General features: G+C 56.4%; 21 protein-coding genes and 1 tRNA gene. 18 read left to right on the forward strand and 4 right to left on the reverse strand.

Annotated elements, in window-relative coordinates; all coding sequences use genetic code 11:
- The first annotated feature begins 40 nt into the window (after nt 1–40).
- The 7 genes from ACR0DB_RS15725 (at nt 41) to ACR0DB_RS15755 (ending at nt 4,672) form a co-directional block, all read left to right on the forward strand.
- Nucleotides 41–511, forward strand: coding sequence for a GNAT family N-acetyltransferase (locus tag ACR0DB_RS15725; RefSeq protein ID WP_480552054.1), 471 nt, complete (start codon nt 41–43; stop codon nt 509–511).
- 21 nt (nt 512–532) lie between these two features.
- The gene (gene hisD, locus ACR0DB_RS15730) at nt 533–1,834 is read left to right on the forward strand and encodes a histidinol dehydrogenase (protein ID WP_480552055.1); all 1,302 of its coding nucleotides are present in this window, start codon (nt 533–535) and stop codon (nt 1,832–1,834) included.
- Between the two features lie 35 nt (nt 1,835–1,869).
- Complete coding sequence (locus tag ACR0DB_RS15735; RefSeq protein WP_480552056.1) at nt 1,870–2,667, forward strand: glycosyltransferase family 32 protein; 798 nt, start codon at nt 1,870–1,872, stop codon at nt 2,665–2,667.
- A 76-nt stretch (nt 2,668–2,743) separates the two neighbouring features.
- A complete protein-coding gene (locus tag ACR0DB_RS15740; RefSeq protein WP_480552057.1) occupies nt 2,744–3,223 on the forward strand; it encodes a UPF0262 family protein in 480 nt (159 codons plus the stop codon).
- Between the two features lie 3 nt (nt 3,224–3,226).
- Nucleotides 3,227–3,679, forward strand: coding sequence for an arsenate-mycothiol transferase ArsC (locus ACR0DB_RS15745; protein WP_170353273.1), 453 nt, complete (start codon nt 3,227–3,229; stop codon nt 3,677–3,679).
- 2 nt (nt 3,680–3,681) lie between these two features.
- Nucleotides 3,682–4,080, forward strand: a complete 399-nt coding sequence (locus tag ACR0DB_RS15750; protein ID WP_170786825.1) for a ketosteroid isomerase-related protein — start codon at nt 3,682–3,684, stop codon at nt 4,078–4,080.
- Entirely contained in the window at nt 4,073–4,672 is a 600-nt protein-coding gene (locus ACR0DB_RS15755) for a GNAT family N-acetyltransferase (RefSeq protein WP_170786823.1), read from the forward strand. Before ACR0DB_RS15750 ends, ACR0DB_RS15755 begins: the two co-directional genes overlap by 8 nt.
- Nucleotides 4,673–4,687: 15 nt before the next feature.
- Here the strand turns inward: ACR0DB_RS15755 and ACR0DB_RS15760 are convergent, their stop codons facing one another.
- On the reverse strand, nt 4,688–4,903 hold the full coding sequence (locus ACR0DB_RS15760; protein WP_170774005.1) for a hypothetical protein: 216 nt from the start codon (nt 4,901–4,903) through the stop codon (nt 4,688–4,690).
- Between the two features lie 138 nt (nt 4,904–5,041).
- On the opposite strand from ACR0DB_RS15760, the gene ACR0DB_RS15765 reads away from it, so the two are divergent.
- The 6 genes from ACR0DB_RS15765 (at nt 5,042) to ACR0DB_RS15790 (ending at nt 8,168) form a co-directional block, all read left to right on the forward strand.
- Nucleotides 5,042–5,920 (forward strand): carbon-nitrogen hydrolase family protein, encoded by an 879-nt coding sequence (locus ACR0DB_RS15765; RefSeq protein ID WP_480552058.1) that lies wholly within the window; start codon nt 5,042–5,044, stop codon nt 5,918–5,920.
- A gap of 87 nt (nt 5,921–6,007) precedes the next feature.
- Complete coding sequence (gene infA / locus ACR0DB_RS15770) at nt 6,008–6,226, forward strand: translation initiation factor IF-1 (RefSeq protein ID WP_005978431.1); 219 nt, start codon at nt 6,008–6,010, stop codon at nt 6,224–6,226.
- Nucleotides 6,227–6,237: 11 nt separating this feature from the next.
- Nucleotides 6,238–6,816 carry a Maf family protein gene (locus tag ACR0DB_RS15775; RefSeq protein ID WP_170774009.1) on the forward strand — a complete coding sequence of 193 codons (579 nt, stop codon included), beginning with the start codon at nt 6,238–6,240 and terminating at the stop codon, nt 6,814–6,816.
- Entirely contained in the window at nt 6,813–7,835 is a 1,023-nt protein-coding gene (locus ACR0DB_RS15780; protein ID WP_480552059.1) for a ribonuclease E/G, read from the forward strand. Before ACR0DB_RS15775 ends, ACR0DB_RS15780 begins: the two co-directional genes overlap by 4 nt.
- Nucleotides 7,832–8,014 (forward strand): DNA gyrase inhibitor YacG, encoded by a 183-nt coding sequence (locus ACR0DB_RS15785; protein ID WP_170774012.1) that lies wholly within the window; start codon nt 7,832–7,834, stop codon nt 8,012–8,014. The genes ACR0DB_RS15780 and ACR0DB_RS15785 overlap by 4 nt, the downstream gene beginning before the upstream one ends.
- Nucleotides 8,015–8,093: 79 nt before the next feature.
- Nucleotides 8,094–8,168, forward strand: a tRNA-Phe gene (locus tag ACR0DB_RS15790).
- 213 nt (nt 8,169–8,381) lie between these two features.
- Here the strand turns inward: ACR0DB_RS15790 and ACR0DB_RS15795 are convergent.
- From ACR0DB_RS15795 to ACR0DB_RS15805, 3 genes are all read right to left on the reverse strand, one after another.
- The gene (locus tag ACR0DB_RS15795) at nt 8,382–8,780 is read right to left on the reverse strand and encodes a site-specific integrase (protein ID WP_170774014.1); all 399 of its coding nucleotides are present in this window, start codon (nt 8,778–8,780) and stop codon (nt 8,382–8,384) included.
- 178 nt (nt 8,781–8,958) lie between these two features.
- Nucleotides 8,959–9,876, reverse strand: coding sequence for a LysR substrate-binding domain-containing protein (locus tag ACR0DB_RS15800; protein ID WP_174819476.1), 918 nt, complete (start codon nt 9,874–9,876; stop codon nt 8,959–8,961).
- Nucleotides 9,860–10,627 (reverse strand): helix-turn-helix transcriptional regulator, encoded by a 768-nt coding sequence (locus tag ACR0DB_RS15805; RefSeq protein WP_480552060.1) that lies wholly within the window; start codon nt 10,625–10,627, stop codon nt 9,860–9,862. The genes ACR0DB_RS15800 and ACR0DB_RS15805 overlap by 17 nt, the downstream gene beginning before the upstream one ends.
- A 153-nt stretch (nt 10,628–10,780) precedes the next feature.
- On the opposite strand from ACR0DB_RS15805, the gene ACR0DB_RS15810 reads away from it, so the two are divergent.
- From ACR0DB_RS15810 to ACR0DB_RS15830, 5 genes are read left to right on the forward strand one after another with little or no spacing between them, the layout of a single operon-like run.
- Complete coding sequence (locus tag ACR0DB_RS15810) at nt 10,781–11,881, forward strand: ABC transporter ATP-binding protein (RefSeq protein WP_237216008.1); 1,101 nt, start codon at nt 10,781–10,783, stop codon at nt 11,879–11,881.
- 34 nt (nt 11,882–11,915) lie between these two features.
- Nucleotides 11,916–13,079 (forward strand): ABC transporter substrate-binding protein, encoded by a 1,164-nt coding sequence (locus ACR0DB_RS15815; RefSeq protein WP_093962198.1) that lies wholly within the window; start codon nt 11,916–11,918, stop codon nt 13,077–13,079.
- Between the two features lie 37 nt (nt 13,080–13,116).
- A complete protein-coding gene (locus tag ACR0DB_RS15820; RefSeq protein WP_093962199.1) occupies nt 13,117–13,968 on the forward strand; it encodes an ABC transporter permease in 852 nt (283 codons plus the stop codon).
- Between the two features lie 7 nt (nt 13,969–13,975).
- Nucleotides 13,976–14,797 (forward strand): ABC transporter permease, encoded by an 822-nt coding sequence (locus tag ACR0DB_RS15825; protein ID WP_480552061.1) that lies wholly within the window; start codon nt 13,976–13,978, stop codon nt 14,795–14,797.
- An 18-nt stretch (nt 14,798–14,815) separates the two neighbouring features.
- Complete coding sequence (locus tag ACR0DB_RS15830; protein WP_170774021.1) at nt 14,816–15,574, forward strand: SDR family NAD(P)-dependent oxidoreductase; 759 nt, start codon at nt 14,816–14,818, stop codon at nt 15,572–15,574.
- Nucleotides 15,575–15,998: the final 424 nt, after the last annotated feature.

The raw sequence follows: 15,998 nt of genomic DNA on the forward strand, positions 1-15,998 counted from the left end.
CCTGGTTTTGCGCCGTGCGACCGTGTTCGATGTGTTCCAGATGAGCCGCGCTCTGATCCGCTCGATCACCTATCTTTGTGCGGCAGACCATCACAAGCAGCCCGCGCTGCTGGCGGCCTGGACGGCCAACAAGGATCCGCAGACGATCCGGCGCTGGATACAGTCCGGCGCGCAGCTTTGGCTGGCCGAGATTGACGGGCAGATGGCCGGGGTCGGCGGGCTGCACAACCGTTCGGAAGTGTCGCTGCTCTATGTCGATCCAGCCTATGTGCGGCGTGGTGTCGGCTTGGCTCTGTTGATCCGGCTGGAAAGTGAACTGGTAGATCAAGGGTGTGCGGTGGCACATGTTTATGCCACTGCGACGGCACGGGAATTTTATCGCCGGTTCGGCTGGAAGGATGCGGGTGAGTCCGAAGAATGGCAGGGCGTCCTGCAATATCCGATGCGCAAATCGCTGCACCCGACCGACGAAGGGTTGAGGCCCTTCCCCTCGGGCGATATGTCCCGATGAAACGCCCCGGAGTGCAAGACGATGCCAGTTTTCCTTGAGACAAGCTCGACCGATTTCGAAACCGCCTTTGCTGCGCTGTTGTCGGCCAAGCGCGAAGACAGCCCCGACGTGGATGCGGTTGCGGCCGAGATCATTCAGGACGTGCGCGCGCGCGGCGACGCGGCGGTGATTGAGCTGACGGCCAAATTCGACCGGCTTGAGCTGACCCCCGATACTTTGGCGTTTTCGGCTGATGAGATCGCGGCGGCAGTGGCTGAGGTCACGGATGAAGATCGCGCCGCGCTGGAACTGGCTGCGGCGCGCATCAGGGCTTATCACGAAAAGCAAATGCCCGCCGATCACGAATGGACGGATGAGGCTGGGGCCACACTGGGCTGGCGTTGGTCGGCCGTGTCGGCGGCGGGGCTTTATGTGCCGGGTGGGTTGGCCTCGTACCCTTCGTCGGTCTTGATGAATGCGATTCCGGCCAAGGTGGCGGGGGTTGAGCGTCTGGCGATTGCCGTGCCCACGCCGGATGGGGTGGTGAACCCCTTGGTTCTGCTGGCCGCGCAGTTGTCAGGAGTGGATACGATTTATCGCGTAGGTGGGGCGCAGGCGATTGCCGCGCTTGCCTATGGCACGGACAGCATCGCCCCGGTGGACAAGATTACAGGTCCGGGCAATGCCTTTGTCGCGGCGGCAAAGAGGCGGGTGTTTGGCAAGGTGGGTATCGACATGATCGCGGGCCCCTCCGAAATTCTGGTGATCGCCGATAAGGACAACGACCCCGATTGGATCGCGCTTGATTTGCTGAGTCAGGCGGAACATGACGAAAGTGCGCAGTCGATCCTGATCACTGATGATGCAGCTTTCGGTCGGTCGGTTGCCGCTGCCGTGGACAAGCGCCTTGAGACGCTCGAGCGCCGCGCCATCGCAGGCGCAAGCTGGCGCGATTTTGGCGCAGTGATCACCGCGCGCGATCTGGATGAGGCCGCCGCGCTGTCGAACCGTATCGCCCCCGAGCATCTTGAACTCTGCGTTGCCGACCCTGTGGCGCTGAGCGCAAAAACCGTCCACGCAGGCGCCATCTTTCTGGGCCAATACACGCCCGAGGCCATCGGCGACTATGTTGGCGGCCCCAATCACGTGCTGCCCACCGCGCGCTCGGCGCGGTTTTCTTCGGGGCTGAGCGTGATGGATTTCCTCAAACGCACCACGCTGTCACAGATGACCCCCGCCGCGCTGCGCGCCATCGGTCCTGCTGCGGCGCAACTGGCGCGGTCTGAAAGCCTTGAAGCTCATGGCCTGTCCGTCACGGCCCGGCTGGATCGTCTGAACGACTAAAGGCGCGAACCAACAGATATCAGGTGGAGGGCAGTTTGGAACGCGTGGCAACCTTGTGGATCGGCAAACGGTTCAGCTTTCTCGAGCACCTGTGTCTCAAGTCCTTCGCGGATGTGGACCAGATGCCCATCGTCTACCACTACGGCGATCTTGAGGATATCCCGGACTATATCGAGCCCCGTGACGCGCGGGAGATCTTTGACACGCCCGAGATCTACCGCGACCCGATCATGCGCTCGGTCGCAGTCCACGCCGATCTGTTTCGCCTGAAACTGATGCAGCAGACCGACTATATCTGGGTGGACGCGGATGCCTATGCTGTTCGACCGTTCGAGACCCGTGAGGGGTATTTGTTTCCCAAAGCCAATCTGGCACGGCAGCGGATGATGAACGGGGTTGTGGCTCTGCCCAGCGACAGCCCGGCTTTGAAGAAGATGTGCGATTTCGCTTTCGACAGCGACCTCGTGCCGTTCTGGTGGTCGGATGACAGAAAGCACGCCTATCGGGACATTTACGGGCAATCCACCTACTGGAGCCTGCCTTTGTCAACGCTTGGGCCGCCGCTGTTTTTCCACAGCCTTTATGGGACGCCGGAGCATGACATGAGCTTGCCGAGAGTCGAGCTTTACGCCGTTCCACTCCGGCATCGCGGTCTGTGGAACGAGCCTGATATGTCCAAGCTGGAATTTCTGGATTGGCAAAGCAAAATGTCCATCCATTTCTTTGGGTCGTGGTTTCGAAAGATATTCAAGGACCGAGAGATCAATTCCGGATCTTTGGTCGACACCTTGTTGCGCAAACATGCGATTGACCCGTCCCTGTATCCGCTGTGACAAAAGCCACAGGGCTGCGTTGCTCATTCAATTTTCTTGCGATAAGTCTGACCCGACCTGAATGGACCACGCACGCATGACCCGCATTTCGCACATAGAACTGGATGACCGAAACCTTCCCCCGCCGACGCCCGAGATCGAGCAGGAGCGTAAGGTCGCGATCTATGATCTGCTGGAGGAGAACTCCTTCGCGTTGCCCACGCGCGACGATCGCGTGGTGCCTGACGGCCCCTATCATCTGCAACTGTCCATTCGGGACAAACGGCTGGTTTTCGATATCGCCACCGAGGCCGAGGAAAAAGCCGCCGAATTCCACCTGTCGCTGGGCCCGTTCAAGCAGGTGGTAAAAGACTATTTCCAGATATGCGAAAGCTATTTCGACGCGGTGAAATCGCTGCCACCCAGTCAGATCGAAACCATCGATATGGCGCGGCGGGGCATTCACAACGAAGGCAGCCGGGTCCTGCAAGAGAGGCTGGAAGGCAAGGCCGAAATTGACACCGACACCGCCCGCCGCCTGTTCACGCTGATTTGCGTATTGCACTTTGGGGGCTGACGGGTGACGTCTCTGCCGCAGTCCATTCTGTTCTGTTGCGACCACAACTCGGTTCGGTCCCCGATGGCCGAAGGAATCATGAAAAAGTTCTACGGCACTGGTACCTATGTGCAATCTGCCGGTGTCCATAACGATCTGGAGATCGACGGTTTCTGCGTTGCCGTCTGCCAGGAAATCGGCGTTGAGCTTTCGCGACACAGGTCGCGTTCCTTCGACGAAATGCAGGAATGGGGCGATGACCTCAGCTCGTTCGACCTGATCGTCGCGTTGTCACCCGCCAGCCAAAGGCGAGCGTTGGATTTGACCCGTATTTTTCATCTGGATGTCGATTATTGGCCAATAATGGACCCTACCGGACTGGGCGAAAGTCGTGAAGACAAGCTAACGCACTACCGACAGACCCGCGATCAGATCATCAAACATCTGAAGGACCGCTGGGGCGAACCAACGGAGTGACCATGAACCAGACCGTCGAAACCTATTTCAAAGCCTTCAACGCAGGTGACGTTGATGGCATGCTGGCCTGCCTGTCCGACGACGTGGCCCACCATGTGAACGAAGGCCAGATTCGCGTCGGCAAAGAGAAATTCGCCGCCTTCTGCGCCCACATGAACCGCTGCTACCGTGAAAACCTGACCGACATCGTGGTGTTCGACGCCCAAGGCGGCACTCGTGCGGCGGCCGAGTTCATCGTGAATGGTACCTATCTGGAAACAGATGAGGGTCTGCCCGAGGCGCATGGTCAGACCTACCGCCTGCCCGCCGGATCGTTTTTTGATCTGCAAGACGGCAAGATCACTCGCGTGACCACCTTTTACAACCTGGCCGACTGGACCAAACAGGTGTCCTGTGGCTGAGGTCACAGACGTCCGCCCCCTGACCGGAGCGGCGCTTGAGGCCGCTCTGGACGATGTGGCCCGGTTGCGCATCAATGTGTTTCACGCGTGGCCCTATCTCTATGATGGGGATCTGGGCTATGAGCGGAAATACCTGCAAGCCTACCGCGACAGTGCCCGATCCATCGTGGTAGGGGCCTTTGACGGCGACCGTCTGATCGGGGCCTCAACCGGTGCGCCTCTGGCCGATCATGCCGAAGATTTTGCTGCGGCCTTTGACGGGTCAGGTGTGGGTTTGTCAGATGTTTTCTATTGCGCCGAATCTGTTCTGCTGCCGGACTACCGGGGGCAGGGTGTTGGTCATAAATTCTTCGATCAACGCGAAGCCCACGCGCGCGCTTTGGGCTTTACGAAATGCGCCTTTTGCAGTGTGCAGCGCCCTGTCGACCATCCGATGCGACCAGAAAGCTATAGGGCTTTGGATGCGTTCTGGCGGGCACGCGGGTATGAACCCCTACCCGGTGTCGTGGCGCAGTTTTCGTGGAAGGATATAGGAGAAGACGGCGAGACGCAGAAACCGTTGCAATTCTGGATCAGGGATCTGAACGCGTAGCTGCCCCGTTCGGTCTCAGCGTGTCTGTTTGCGGCTGAGAAGGCCGTACTTCACCGCCCATCCGCGAAAGGACCGGCGTTTGGGTTTTTCCAGTCGAACCTCGGATTTTGTCTGTGCCCCGCCTTTGCGATTGAATTCGAACACGTCAATGACACGCTCAGCGCAGCCGCAGGCCTCGCCCATACCGACCTTGGCGAAATAGAACTTTTCGAAGCTTTCGGGGTTTTGCATGGTGATCCTCCTGACCCTATTGAACCAAGTCTGGGCCGGTAAGCCAATTCACTTTCCCGTCGGATCTCGGCCGGGTCTATACATATCGCGCGATCCTGTCCTAGGGTCGCTCCAATCCAATGCTGAAGGACGCAGCCCATGAAAGTCGCAACCGCCGCCTATGACCTCGACTGGCTCGACAGTTGGGCGCAGTATGAGGACAAGCTGAACCGCTGGGTCAGCGAGGCCGCCGGGCAGGGGGCCGAGTTGCTGGTCTTTCCCGAATATGGCGCGATGGAGCTGTCGACATTGGACGGGGCCGATGTGGCAGGTGATCTGGAACGTTCGATCCGCGCGGTGTCGGACCGGATGGCAGATGCGCAGGCCCTGCATCAACGGCTGGCGCGCGAATATGGCACCTATATTCTGGGTGCGTCTGCGCCGGTTGTGGATGGGCCGGGCCGCCCGGTGAACCGAGCGGCGCTTTATGCGCCTGATGGCCAGCAGGATCACCAAGACAAGCAAATCATGACCCGGTTCGAGCGTGAGGCTTGGGATATCGCCCCCGGCGGCCCGTTGAAACTGTTCGACACCAAGCTGGGCAAGATCGGCGTTCTTATCTGCTATGACAGCGAATTTCCCCTACTGGGTCACGCGCTCAATGACGCGGATCTGATCCTTGTACCTTCATGCACCGAGGCACTCTCGGGCTATTGGCGGGTGCGGATCGGTGCGATGGCGCGTGCGCTGGAAAACCAGTGTGTGACGGTCATGGCGTCGCTGGTTGGTAAGAATGAGTGGTCCGAGGCCGTGGATATGAACACAGGCACCGGTGGCATCTTCGGCCCGCCGGACAAAGGGTTCCCCGGCACCGGCGTATTGGCTGAAGGACAGTTGAACCAGCCCGGCTGGACTTACGCCGATATCGATCTGTCGGCCATTGCAGAGGTCCGCGCCGATGGCCATGTGCTGAACCGAACCCATTGGGATGAGCAAACGCCCCGAGTCGAATCGGTCACAATCTCTGCTCTTTCGTGATTCCGGCCTTGAAATAAGCCCGAAATAGGCTCATTTAAGCGCACATCCTCGCAGATTCTGCGAGTGCAACGTAAATGTGGAGACAACATGGCCAAGGAAGATACGCTCGAATTTCCCGGTGTCGTGAAGGAACTCCTGCCTAATGCGACGTTTCGGGTCGAGCTGGAAAACGGCCATGAGATCATCGCACATACGGCAGGCAAGATGCGCAAGAACCGCATCCGTGTTCTGGCTGGCGACAAAGTTCAGGTCGAGATGACCCCCTATGATCTGACCAAGGGTCGGATCAACTATCGCTTCAAGTAACGCCCTATCTCATGGCGTTTATCCTCGGATCGGGCAGCCCAAGGCGGCTGGACCTGTTGGCTCAGCTTGGCGTGCAGCCCGATGCGATCCGCCCCCCGGACATCAACGAAACGCCCCTGAAGGGCGAGCTGCCGGTTCCCTATTGCAGCCGCATCACGCGCGAAAAAGTGCAGGCGGTGCAAGCGGATGGCGACGATATCACGCTGTGTGCGGATACCACCGTGGCGCTGGGCCGTCGTATTCTGGGCAAACCCGAAAACGCAGGCCAGGCGGCTGAGTTTCTGCACGCCCTGTCCGGGCGTCGCCACCGGGTTATCACCTCGGTCGCGGTGCGACGCGGGGATCGGGTGCTGCAACGCGACGTGGTCTCACAGGTCAAGGTCAAACGCCTGTCGGATGTTGAGATCAATGCCTATCTGGCGACCGGAGACTGGCAGGGCAAAGCAGGCGCCTACGCCATCCAAGGCCCGGCTGGCGCATTCATCCCGTGGATTTCGGGATCGTTCACCGGTATCGTGGGCCTGCCCTTGTCTGAAACCGCCGCCCTTTTGCAAGGCATCGGCTATCCCCTGTATCGTGAGGCATCATGAAGGGTCGCACCATCGTTCTGGATCATATCAAGGGTCGTGAGGCTGCGGCACTGATGGTCGACGGCAAGCTGGATGATTTCCTGATCGCCGCCGATGCGCCTGCACCGGGCACGATCTACCGCGCCCGCGCGGATCGGCCGGTAAAAGGGCAGGGCGGCATGTTCCTGTCTACGCCCGACGGCCCCGCGTTTCTGCGGCAGATCAAGGGGCTTGCCCCCGGTGCGCTGCTGCTGGTGCAGGTGACAGGCTATGCCGAACCGGGCAAAGCCTTGCCTGTGACCGACCGTGTTCTGTTCAAAAGTCGCTACGCGATTGTCACTCCGGATGCGCCCGGCCTGAACATCTCGCGATCGATCCGCGATGAGGATGAACGTGACCGCCTGCTTGAGATCGCGCATGAGGTGATGGAAGGCAGCGGGTATGGCCTGATCCTGCGCTCGTGCTGCGCCGGTGAGGACGCGGGCGAAATTGCCGAAGATATCAGCGCCATGCTGGCCCACGCGGACGCAGTGGTGAACGACCCTGGAACCGAGCCGGAACTGCTGCTTGAAGGCGACGGCCCTCATGTTCTGGCCTGGCGCGACTGGACCGACCCGGCCGAGGTCGAAACCCGCGCAGGTAGTTTCGGCACCCATGGCGTGCTGGAGGCATTGGACACGGCCCGCGGCATTTCTGAGCCTTTGCCCGGCGGAGGGCACCTGTTCATCCAGCCCACCCGCGCGCTGGTCGCCGTTGACGTCAATACCGGCGTTGACACATCCTTGGCAGCTGGAACCAAGGCTAATTTCGCCTGCGCCAAAACGCTGGCCCGCGCCTTGCGTGTGCGGGGTTTAGGAGGGCAGATCACGCTCGATCTGGCACCAATGCCCAAGAAGGACCGCCGAGGGTTCGAGTCCGCTCTGCGCGCCGCCTTCAAGTCCGACCCGATCGAAACCACACTGGCAGGCTGGACGCCGTTAGGGCATTTCGAATTGCAGCGCAAACGGGCCCGGCTGCCGCTGAGCGAGGTGTTGAAATGAGCTGTCCGATCTGCGGTGAAGACACTGTTGCCACGTACCGCCCGTTTTGCTCGAAGCGCTGCGCGGATGTCGATCTTGCCAAGTGGCTGAACGATTCTTACGCGGTGCCGTCGCAACGTGAAGAGAACGCTGAGGCGGATGCCGAAGTCGACGAAACCGGTCATTCGCGTCCGCATTGAAAAAATGTAAAAAAGGCTCTGGACACTGCCAGTGGCAAGTCATAGAACGCCTCCACCCAACGGCAGTCGCCGTTCCCGTGCCCGGGTAGCTCAGGGGTAGAGCAGTGGATTGAAAATCCTCGTGTCGGTGGTTCGATTCCGCCCCCGGGCACCATTCAAGATCTTGATTTTTCTCAATATTCAATTTTGAACCTTTCAGGGTTTGACAGTTTTCTTGAAGGGTTTGACAACTCTTGATCTGCGTTCGTTCTCCTTTTCTAGTGCTTCCATCGTGATCCGGTTGCGGTCCGCGAGGTTGGCGGGCCCGGAATAGTGACGGGCCATAGATGGGGTCTTTTGCCCCAGCAGGTCCGCAACCTGGCGTTCCTCAAGCCCTGCTTCTCGCAGTGTCGTGGCCACGGTATGCCGCAGCCCCCTTGAGTGTCAGGCCGGGTTGCACAGCGCCCTCAGCTTCCAGCTTTTTCTTGAAGCGGTACCAGACCGTCGAAAAGCCGTTGTAGGTCCAAGGCTTTCTGTTTGATGAGGCAAGGATGGTCACGGCGTCGTGCTTGGGCGCAGCATCCAGAGCCGCTTGCAGCGTCTGACCGATTGGAACGGCAACTTCCTGGCCCGTCTTGCCCCTGACGCCCCAGATCGTGTCGCCGTCTATCTGGCGACGGGCCAGCTTAAGCGCATCGGACGGATCAAGGCCGGTGTTCATAATCAACGCCACCGCCACTCGAACGTGCGGGGCGGCCCGATCCAGCACAACTGCGCGTTCTTCCACCGTCCAAGGCCGGTTGGCATAGGGCCGATTTTTCGGGCGCGGCTTTTCGCCGTTTTTGATTGTTAATCCGAGATCGATCTCGGGGGTTATTCCAAATGCTCAAGTATTGGTTTCAAGCTTTGAAGATCGAAAAAGTACGGCTTACTGGTAGCGAACATCGGCGTTTGCCGCCCTACAGTCAGTGATGGAGTTTACCTACCTTGAATGGGGCTAAGCTCTCTTGGAACTGCTCGATGAACTCTAGCGTCACCAATGACGGTTGCTTCAAAATCGGACGCACAAGGGAAAGCGTATGTGACAAGAGCGGTTTGAACGGTCGGTATCTCAACCCGTTGTCTGCGTATTGGACGGCGTCCAATTCGCTGACCACGGAAATCCCAACACCCTTTACAGCTAATTCGCAAGCCGCCGCGAACTGCCAGACTTCGATGTGGGAATTGAGTTTGACGTTGGCGCTTTGAAACGCTTTTGAAAGTTTCCCAAAAAAGTCGCTGTCGCGCCTTGTGTGAATAATCTTGGCATTCGCAAGATCCGTAGGTGACACCTCGGAGAGTTCTTCCAATTCATGTCCGGTAGGAAACACGCAAACTGTACGGACATCGATGTCTCTGCTTTCGACGGCCGGATGCCCGTTAAAACTATCTGTGATTCCGAAATCATATTGCTCACCGATCATCCACTCGAGAATGCGTTCCGGTCTGTCTGGTTCGATCGTCATTGTTACACCTGGCCGATGTTCTAAAAACTCGGCGATGACGTTGGGAAGGTGACTGGTGGCGAACCCAGGCAAACATGCGATGCGGATGTGTCCCGCTTTGCGCTTCGTTATGTCCTGACTGACATCCGAGATTTGCTTCATCAATTCCAAAACACGCTCTACGCTGGGTTGCAGATAACGCACTTCCTGCGAAGGCACTAAGCGACCTTCACGGCGATCAAAAAGTTGAAATCCAAGCGATTTTTCCAGATCAGAAAGCAGTCGGCTGACCGCAGGCTGGCTTATCCCCAGATCCGTAGCTGCAGCGGTGACCGACCCATTTGTAGAAACTGCCATGAGCGCTTCCAATTGGCGGATCCTTTTAAAGTGCCTTTTCAATGAACTTTGAAAAAAGCTCACCCTGCGAATTGATCCTAAGTTTCGCGTAAATGTTGCGTCTGTGGATGCGGACTGTGCCTGGAGAGATGCCGAGAATTGTGCCAACAGCTTCTGCCGAATGGCCCTTCAATGTGAACTCAACGACTTCTCGTTCTCGTGGCGTCAGAACGCCATCGCCAAATGCCTGGAATGCTAGATCAACGCGACGACTAACGCCATTCGCTGCGGCGCCGCGGGCCATCGTTGGAAAGTCACTCCAATGTTTGCAACAGGCTGCCCGAACGAGCGGCCATAGAGCGTGCAAATGCCGAATTTCCTTGGCGGAAAAAGGCTTCTCTGCTCGCATGAGCGAGACCACAACCATCCCAGCGCCTGGGATATCGATAAAGTAGCCAATCTCCTCTGCTAACCCAGTCCTTTTGTAATAGCTGCGATAGTATTCGCCCTGATAGAACCTGTCCGGTGCGATATCGCGCATGCGGTACAGACCCGGTGTTGTTGGTTTTGTCGCGGCCAAAAAAAATGGATCAAGTACGTAGGGCCCGGCTTGGTAATCCTCAACAAAAATACGCCGTTTGCTTTTGGGGAAATCGTCGTGAATGTCTATTGGTGCTTCGGTTCCGACATGGCCAAACACCACCGTAAAATCAAATGGTGCGACCTGCCGTAAGCCATCTGCCAAAGCACATGGAAATTCTGGGGTTCCGATCTTCTCCACGACCCTGCCGGCCTCTTCCATCCAATCGTACACACGCCACTCCAGATTTTCGAAAAGCACCTCTATACCCCAATTGTGGTATATACAGTTATTCCGAGTTATTGTTACTTTTTCCTTGTTTGAGTGGTATGCCAAAAAATGCCAAAAAATCAAGCAAAAGGAAAACGGCAGTATATGAGCTTTGACATGAGCGTCACCATGCAGACGATTGCGGAACTCCGAGGAGTGACCAAGACCTTCGGGAATGTGGTCGCCGCCAAAGACCTGAATCTTTCCATTGGGAAAGGAGAGTTCCTGTCGTTCTTAGGCCCATCTGGTTGCGGCAAAACCACTGCGCTTAGAATGTTGGCAGGTTTCGAGAAGCCAACCGAAGGTCAGGTGTTGCTCGATGGAGAAGTCGTCAACGACTTAGATGCGCACCATCGCCCGGTCAACATGGTGTTTCAGCACTATGCTCTTTTCCCTCACCTAAGCGTGTTCGACAACATCGCGTACGGCCTGCGCCAACAACGACCACGCGTAGACAAACAAACAATCGCGACAAAGGTTGAGCAAGCGCTGGAAACTGTCCGTCTTGGTGGGTTTGGCCCACGTCGCATCTGGGAGATGTCTGGTGGTCAGCAGCAACGCGTCGCTTTGGCGCGTGCGATCGTAAACGAGCCCAAGCTTTTGCTGCTTGATGAACCAATGGCTGCTCTGGATCGAAAGCTTCGAAAAGAAATGCAGTTTGAACTGCAGAACCTGCAACGACAACTGGGAATAACTTTTGTCCTCGTCACGCACGACCAAGAAGAAGCGCTTTCAATGTCTGACCGAATTTGTGTGATGGAAGGCGGCAGTATTGTGCAGGTTGGCAGCCCACGCGAACTCTACGACATGCCCCGCAGCCGATACGTGGCTGGATTTGTAGGTACCTCAAATTTCTTCGATGCAACTGTGACTGACTCAGCAGCCGACCAAATCACTGTGCGTTTAGCGAGTGGCCAAAAGGTGCACGGAACTCCGGAAATTCCAATAGATGCAGGGCAGGAAGTGTGCGTTAGTATCCGTCCTGAACAGATCACGCTGACCCGCGCGCTACCCACAGCTGAAATCGCTCTGCCAGTTACCATTCAAAATCGGATCTTCCTTGGGGAGCACACAGAATACCTTGCGCGCAACGAAGCACTGGGTGACTTCCACGTACTTGTGCCAAGGCAAGCGGAATTGAACGAGGGGACGTTCAATGCAGGAGAGCAGGCCTTTGTTTCATGGGGCGAAGGCGCACTGCTGATCCTGGAAAAATAACAAATCCCGCAATCCAACAACAGAGAGGTTCACAATGACCAAGGATAATGGGACTATTTCCAAGCAAAAGTTCATGGAAGAGCTTCGCCGGTACCAAAAGGGTTCGGTTACACGGCGACATTTCTTAGGCGTGACAGGTCTTGGGATGGCAACGGCCGTTCTGGGCACGGCCATTCCTGGGTTGCGTCCACGCCCGGCATTTGCTGCCGGGGACATTGGCGACCGAGTGATCCTCGCCACATGGCCGAACTACCATGACGAGATGAACTTCGAAGCTTTCACGGAAGCCACTGGCGCCCATGTTCAGGTCAATGTTTTTGGCTCGAACGAAGAGATGTTGGCAAAACTACAGGCTGGAGGGTCTGGCTGGGACGTTTTCGTTCCAACCAACTACACGATCACTACGTATGTGGGTGAAGATCTGATCATCCCGCTCGATACGTCCAAACTGCCAAACTACGACGCAGGTTCATTCGAACAGCGCTTTTCCGACGCCGGTTCTGTCGATGGCCAGCTTTACGCGGTCCCAAAAAACTGGGGCACGACTGGCTTTGCAGTGAACACCAGCAAGCTTGACGGCGCTCCGACTCCAACCACATGGAAAGAGTTCTGGGACCTTACTATGGAAGGTTACTCAGGCCGGACAATGGTGCATGATTACCAACTCACCACCATCGGTAATGCCCTGAAATACTTCGGCTACTCCTTTAACTCGGTCGATGAGAAGGAACTGGCGGATGCCGAGAAATTGTTGCTGGATGCCAAACCGCATCTGTTTGCAATCTCGTCGGATTATCAGCCACCGATGCGTAACGGTGACGCCTGGATGACGATGTGCTGGACAGGTGACGGCAAGCAGATGAATGTCGACATGCCTGAAATCGCCTACGTTCTGGGAACTGAGGGCGGTGAACTCTGGTCCGACTACTACGCTATTCCTAAGGGCGCACCCCATATGGATGCCGCTTATGCGTTGATCGACTTCCTGCTGAACCCGGAAGTTAATGCGAAAGAAGTCCTCGCTCACGGCTATCCATCGGCTGATGCTCGCACCAATGCGTTGCTGCCGAAGGAACTACTGGAAGATCCGATCCTGTATCCGGCAGCTGACCTTCTGAATGCACTCGAGTTCGGCGCGGCGGCTACACTAACCGATCCAAACCGTGCCGAGTTGCTCGCCCGCTTCAAGTCGGCCTAAGCGGCAAGGCCGCAATATCGGAAAAGACGAGGACAATATGACCGAACGAGGCAGAAAAGCACTGTTGCTGGCACCGGCAGGAATATGGCTTTTGGTAATGCTTGCCCTTCCACTACTGGTCGTCTTCGTCTTTTCCTTTGGCGAACGGGGTGCCGCCGGAGGCTACGTTCCAGCGTTCACGTTGGAACAATATGCCAACCTTCCTGCGCGCTGGACGGCGTTTAAGAACACTTTGATCCTTGCACCTCTGGGGACTATCGCTGCGTTGGTAATTGCCTACCCGCTCGCCTACTTTCTTGCGGTGCGTTGTTCACCAAAGTGGAGAACTTCGCTGTTGATCCTAGTGATCGTGCCGTTCTGGACATCGATCCTGATCCGGTCATACGCTTGGATTTTCATCCTTGGGGGGCGTGGCTTGCCCGCTTTACTGGAGTCGATCGGCATAGATGATATCCGCCTGATAAATACGCCGTTCGCTGTGCTTGTCGGTATTGTCTATGGGTATCTACCTTTGATGGTTTTCCCGATTTTTGTAAGTTTGGACAAACTGGATAAACGCCTTCTGGAAGCATCGGCTGATCTCGGATCTACCCCATGGCGTACGTTCCGTCAGGTGACACTTCCTTTGTCGGTACCTGGTATCGCAACTGGCTGCATGCTGGTCTTCATCTTGCTGATGGGCGAATTTCTGATCCCAGCGATCTTGGGCGGCGGAAAGGTCTTTTTCGTCGGAAATGCGTTAGTGGACCTGTTCCTGCAGTCTCGGAACTGGGCGTATGGATCGGCGGTCGCAATGACCCTGGTTGTCGTAATGCTTGTCACTGTCTCAATTTACATGAAATTCATCTCGCGCCTGGGTGGCCAGCGCGAAGATGTCTCGCTGATGTGAGGATCCGATGCGCTTATACGCAATTTGCGTCTACCTTTTTCTATATATTCCAATCAGCATCATCGCGCTTTTCAGCTTCAATGCCGGGCGACACGCAAGCCAGTTCATGGGTTTCTCGACCCAATGGTATGGCAAGGCGCTCAACAACCCATTTGTTATGGACGCGCTCGAGACCAGTCTGCTTGCGGCATTCATAACTGCTTGCCTTGCATCAACCCTCGGAACCATGGCGGCCATCGCTTTACAAGGGGTTAAGGGATGGCTCCGAACTTTGTTCGATGGGATGATTTACGTTGCGATAATGATACCCGGTATCGTCATCGGTATCGCGACACTCATTGCCCTAGTTACCGTATTCGGCTGGCTAAACCCGCTTCTCGCGAGCCTATGGCCCGATGGAGCAAATCCCCCGCAACTTTCCATGGGGATGCCCACGCTTGTCGCCGCACACACCATGTTCACAATGGCGCTGGTCATAATCATCGTACGTGCAAGGCTATCGGGTATGGACCGTGCCCTGATGGAAGCTTCGGCGGACCTCTTTGCGACGCCCTGGGGCACCTTTCGGCAGGTGACACTGCCGTTGATAGCACCGGCAATTTTGGCGGGCTTCCTGCTCAGCTTCACTTTCTCATTTGATGATTTCATCATCGCGTTTTTCGTAGCTGGCTCAGAAACAACCCTGCCAATCTACATATTCTCATCCATCCGGCGTGGCGTAACGCCCGAGATCAATGCCATCGGCACTATGGTTATGGGCGCGTCGCTCTTGTTGCTCGTTGCAGCGCAACTGCTTTTGCGGCAAGGCGCCTCAAAATCGAATAGTTAAATAAAGGAGCCTAGTGACATGCGGCTTGCAGGTAAAGTCGCGCTCGTGACGGGCGCGGGATCAGGAATTGGTCGGGCGGGTTCAATGGCGATGGCACAAGAGGGTGCGCATGTAATGGTAACGGATCGCGATGCAACACTTGCTGAAGCCACAGTGGCCGCGATCGTTGCGCAGGGAAATCAAGCATCTGCCATACAGCTTGATGTAACCGATGACGATGCCCTTACCAAAACCATAGACGAAGCAGTAAAAAACTTCGGTCGGCTCGACGTGTTGCACTCTCATGCTGGGTTGCAGATCGAAGGAACGCTGGAAGAAGTAGAACCAGATGGAATGGATGCTTCTTGGGCATTGAATGTCCGCGCTCACTTCATTGCCGCGCGTGCGGCCGTCCCCCATATGAAATCACAAGGTGGAGGCAGCGTGATCGTCACGGCCTCCAATTCTGGGGTTCAATACGACCGGGGTATGATTGCATATGCGACTACAAAGCACGCAGCTGTTGCGATGGTCCGGCAGATGGCAGCCGACTACGCTGTCCACGCAATCCGTTTTAATGCCCTTTGTCCAGGATTTGTAGACACCCCTTTCAATGCAGGCTTCGAAAAGCAGATGGGTGGCCGTGCCAAACTGGAAAGCTACATCGAGCAGGCGATCCCTATGAGTCGGTGGGCGACAGTTGAAGAGATTGGCCACGGGATCGTCTATTTGGCTTCAGATGAATCCGCTTTTATGACGGGGCAGGCCTTGGTTATCGATGGCGGTGAATGCATTTAGTGATGGGTTAGACCGCTGAAGAGAATGTCTATCGCCGCACTTCATTTTTTGCGAGCGCGTTTAAGTTCGCTTTGGGCTCGAAGCGGTCGCTCGTAGAGTTTGGGCGAATTTCTGCTCTGCGGACCAAACAGACGTCGCCACCGTCGAATAAGCGTTCTCCGCTCAATCACTCTAAAATGCGTGTGTGCTATCCGGCGGAAATCTGATGCTCGAGCACTTCAGTCTTCGGTGACACTGACCGACAAACATCATTGAAACTGCGTAGCGGTGTGGCAACGTTTGGCAATCCTGCAAAACTGTGTGCTGAATTGCAGACTTCCACCATGAATCCCGTTAGGAGAAGACATGCTAACTAAACTTCTTGTTTCTGCATTTTTCTTGATTATGCCTGCGTTCAGTTTTGCTCAAACAGCTGAGCGCAGCG

Source organism: Ruegeria sp. AB6, from assembly GCF_056542685.1.

Coding starts and splice junctions, on each gene's coding strand:
- infA (WP_005978431.1), top strand. CDS start 6,008: ATGGCCAAGGAAGATACGCTCGAATTTCCCGGTGTCGTGAAGGAACTC.
- ACR0DB_RS15740 (WP_480552057.1), top strand. CDS start 2,744: ATGACCCGCATTTCGCACATAGAACTGGATGACCGAAACCTTCCCCCG.
- ACR0DB_RS15760 (WP_170774005.1), bottom strand. CDS start 4,903: ATGCAAAACCCCGAAAGCTTCGAAAAGTTCTATTTCGCCAAGGTCGGT.
- ACR0DB_RS15825 (WP_480552061.1), top strand. CDS start 13,976: ATGCGCTTATACGCAATTTGCGTCTACCTTTTTCTATATATTCCAATC.
- hisD (WP_480552055.1), top strand. CDS start 533: ATGCCAGTTTTCCTTGAGACAAGCTCGACCGATTTCGAAACCGCCTTT.
- ACR0DB_RS15725 (WP_480552054.1), top strand. CDS start 41: ATGAGCCGCGCTCTGATCCGCTCGATCACCTATCTTTGTGCGGCAGAC.
- ACR0DB_RS15780 (WP_480552059.1), top strand. CDS start 6,813: ATGAAGGGTCGCACCATCGTTCTGGATCATATCAAGGGTCGTGAGGCT.
- ACR0DB_RS15750 (WP_170786825.1), top strand. CDS start 3,682: ATGAACCAGACCGTCGAAACCTATTTCAAAGCCTTCAACGCAGGTGAC.
- ACR0DB_RS15765 (WP_480552058.1), top strand. CDS start 5,042: ATGAAAGTCGCAACCGCCGCCTATGACCTCGACTGGCTCGACAGTTGG.
- ACR0DB_RS15830 (WP_170774021.1), top strand. CDS start 14,816: ATGCGGCTTGCAGGTAAAGTCGCGCTCGTGACGGGCGCGGGATCAGGA.
- ACR0DB_RS15815 (WP_093962198.1), top strand. CDS start 11,916: ATGACCAAGGATAATGGGACTATTTCCAAGCAAAAGTTCATGGAAGAG.
- ACR0DB_RS15820 (WP_093962199.1), top strand. CDS start 13,117: ATGACCGAACGAGGCAGAAAAGCACTGTTGCTGGCACCGGCAGGAATA.
- ACR0DB_RS15775 (WP_170774009.1), top strand. CDS start 6,238: ATGGCGTTTATCCTCGGATCGGGCAGCCCAAGGCGGCTGGACCTGTTG.
- ACR0DB_RS15810 (WP_237216008.1), top strand. CDS start 10,781: ATGAGCGTCACCATGCAGACGATTGCGGAACTCCGAGGAGTGACCAAG.
- ACR0DB_RS15785 (WP_170774012.1), top strand. CDS start 7,832: ATGAGCTGTCCGATCTGCGGTGAAGACACTGTTGCCACGTACCGCCCG.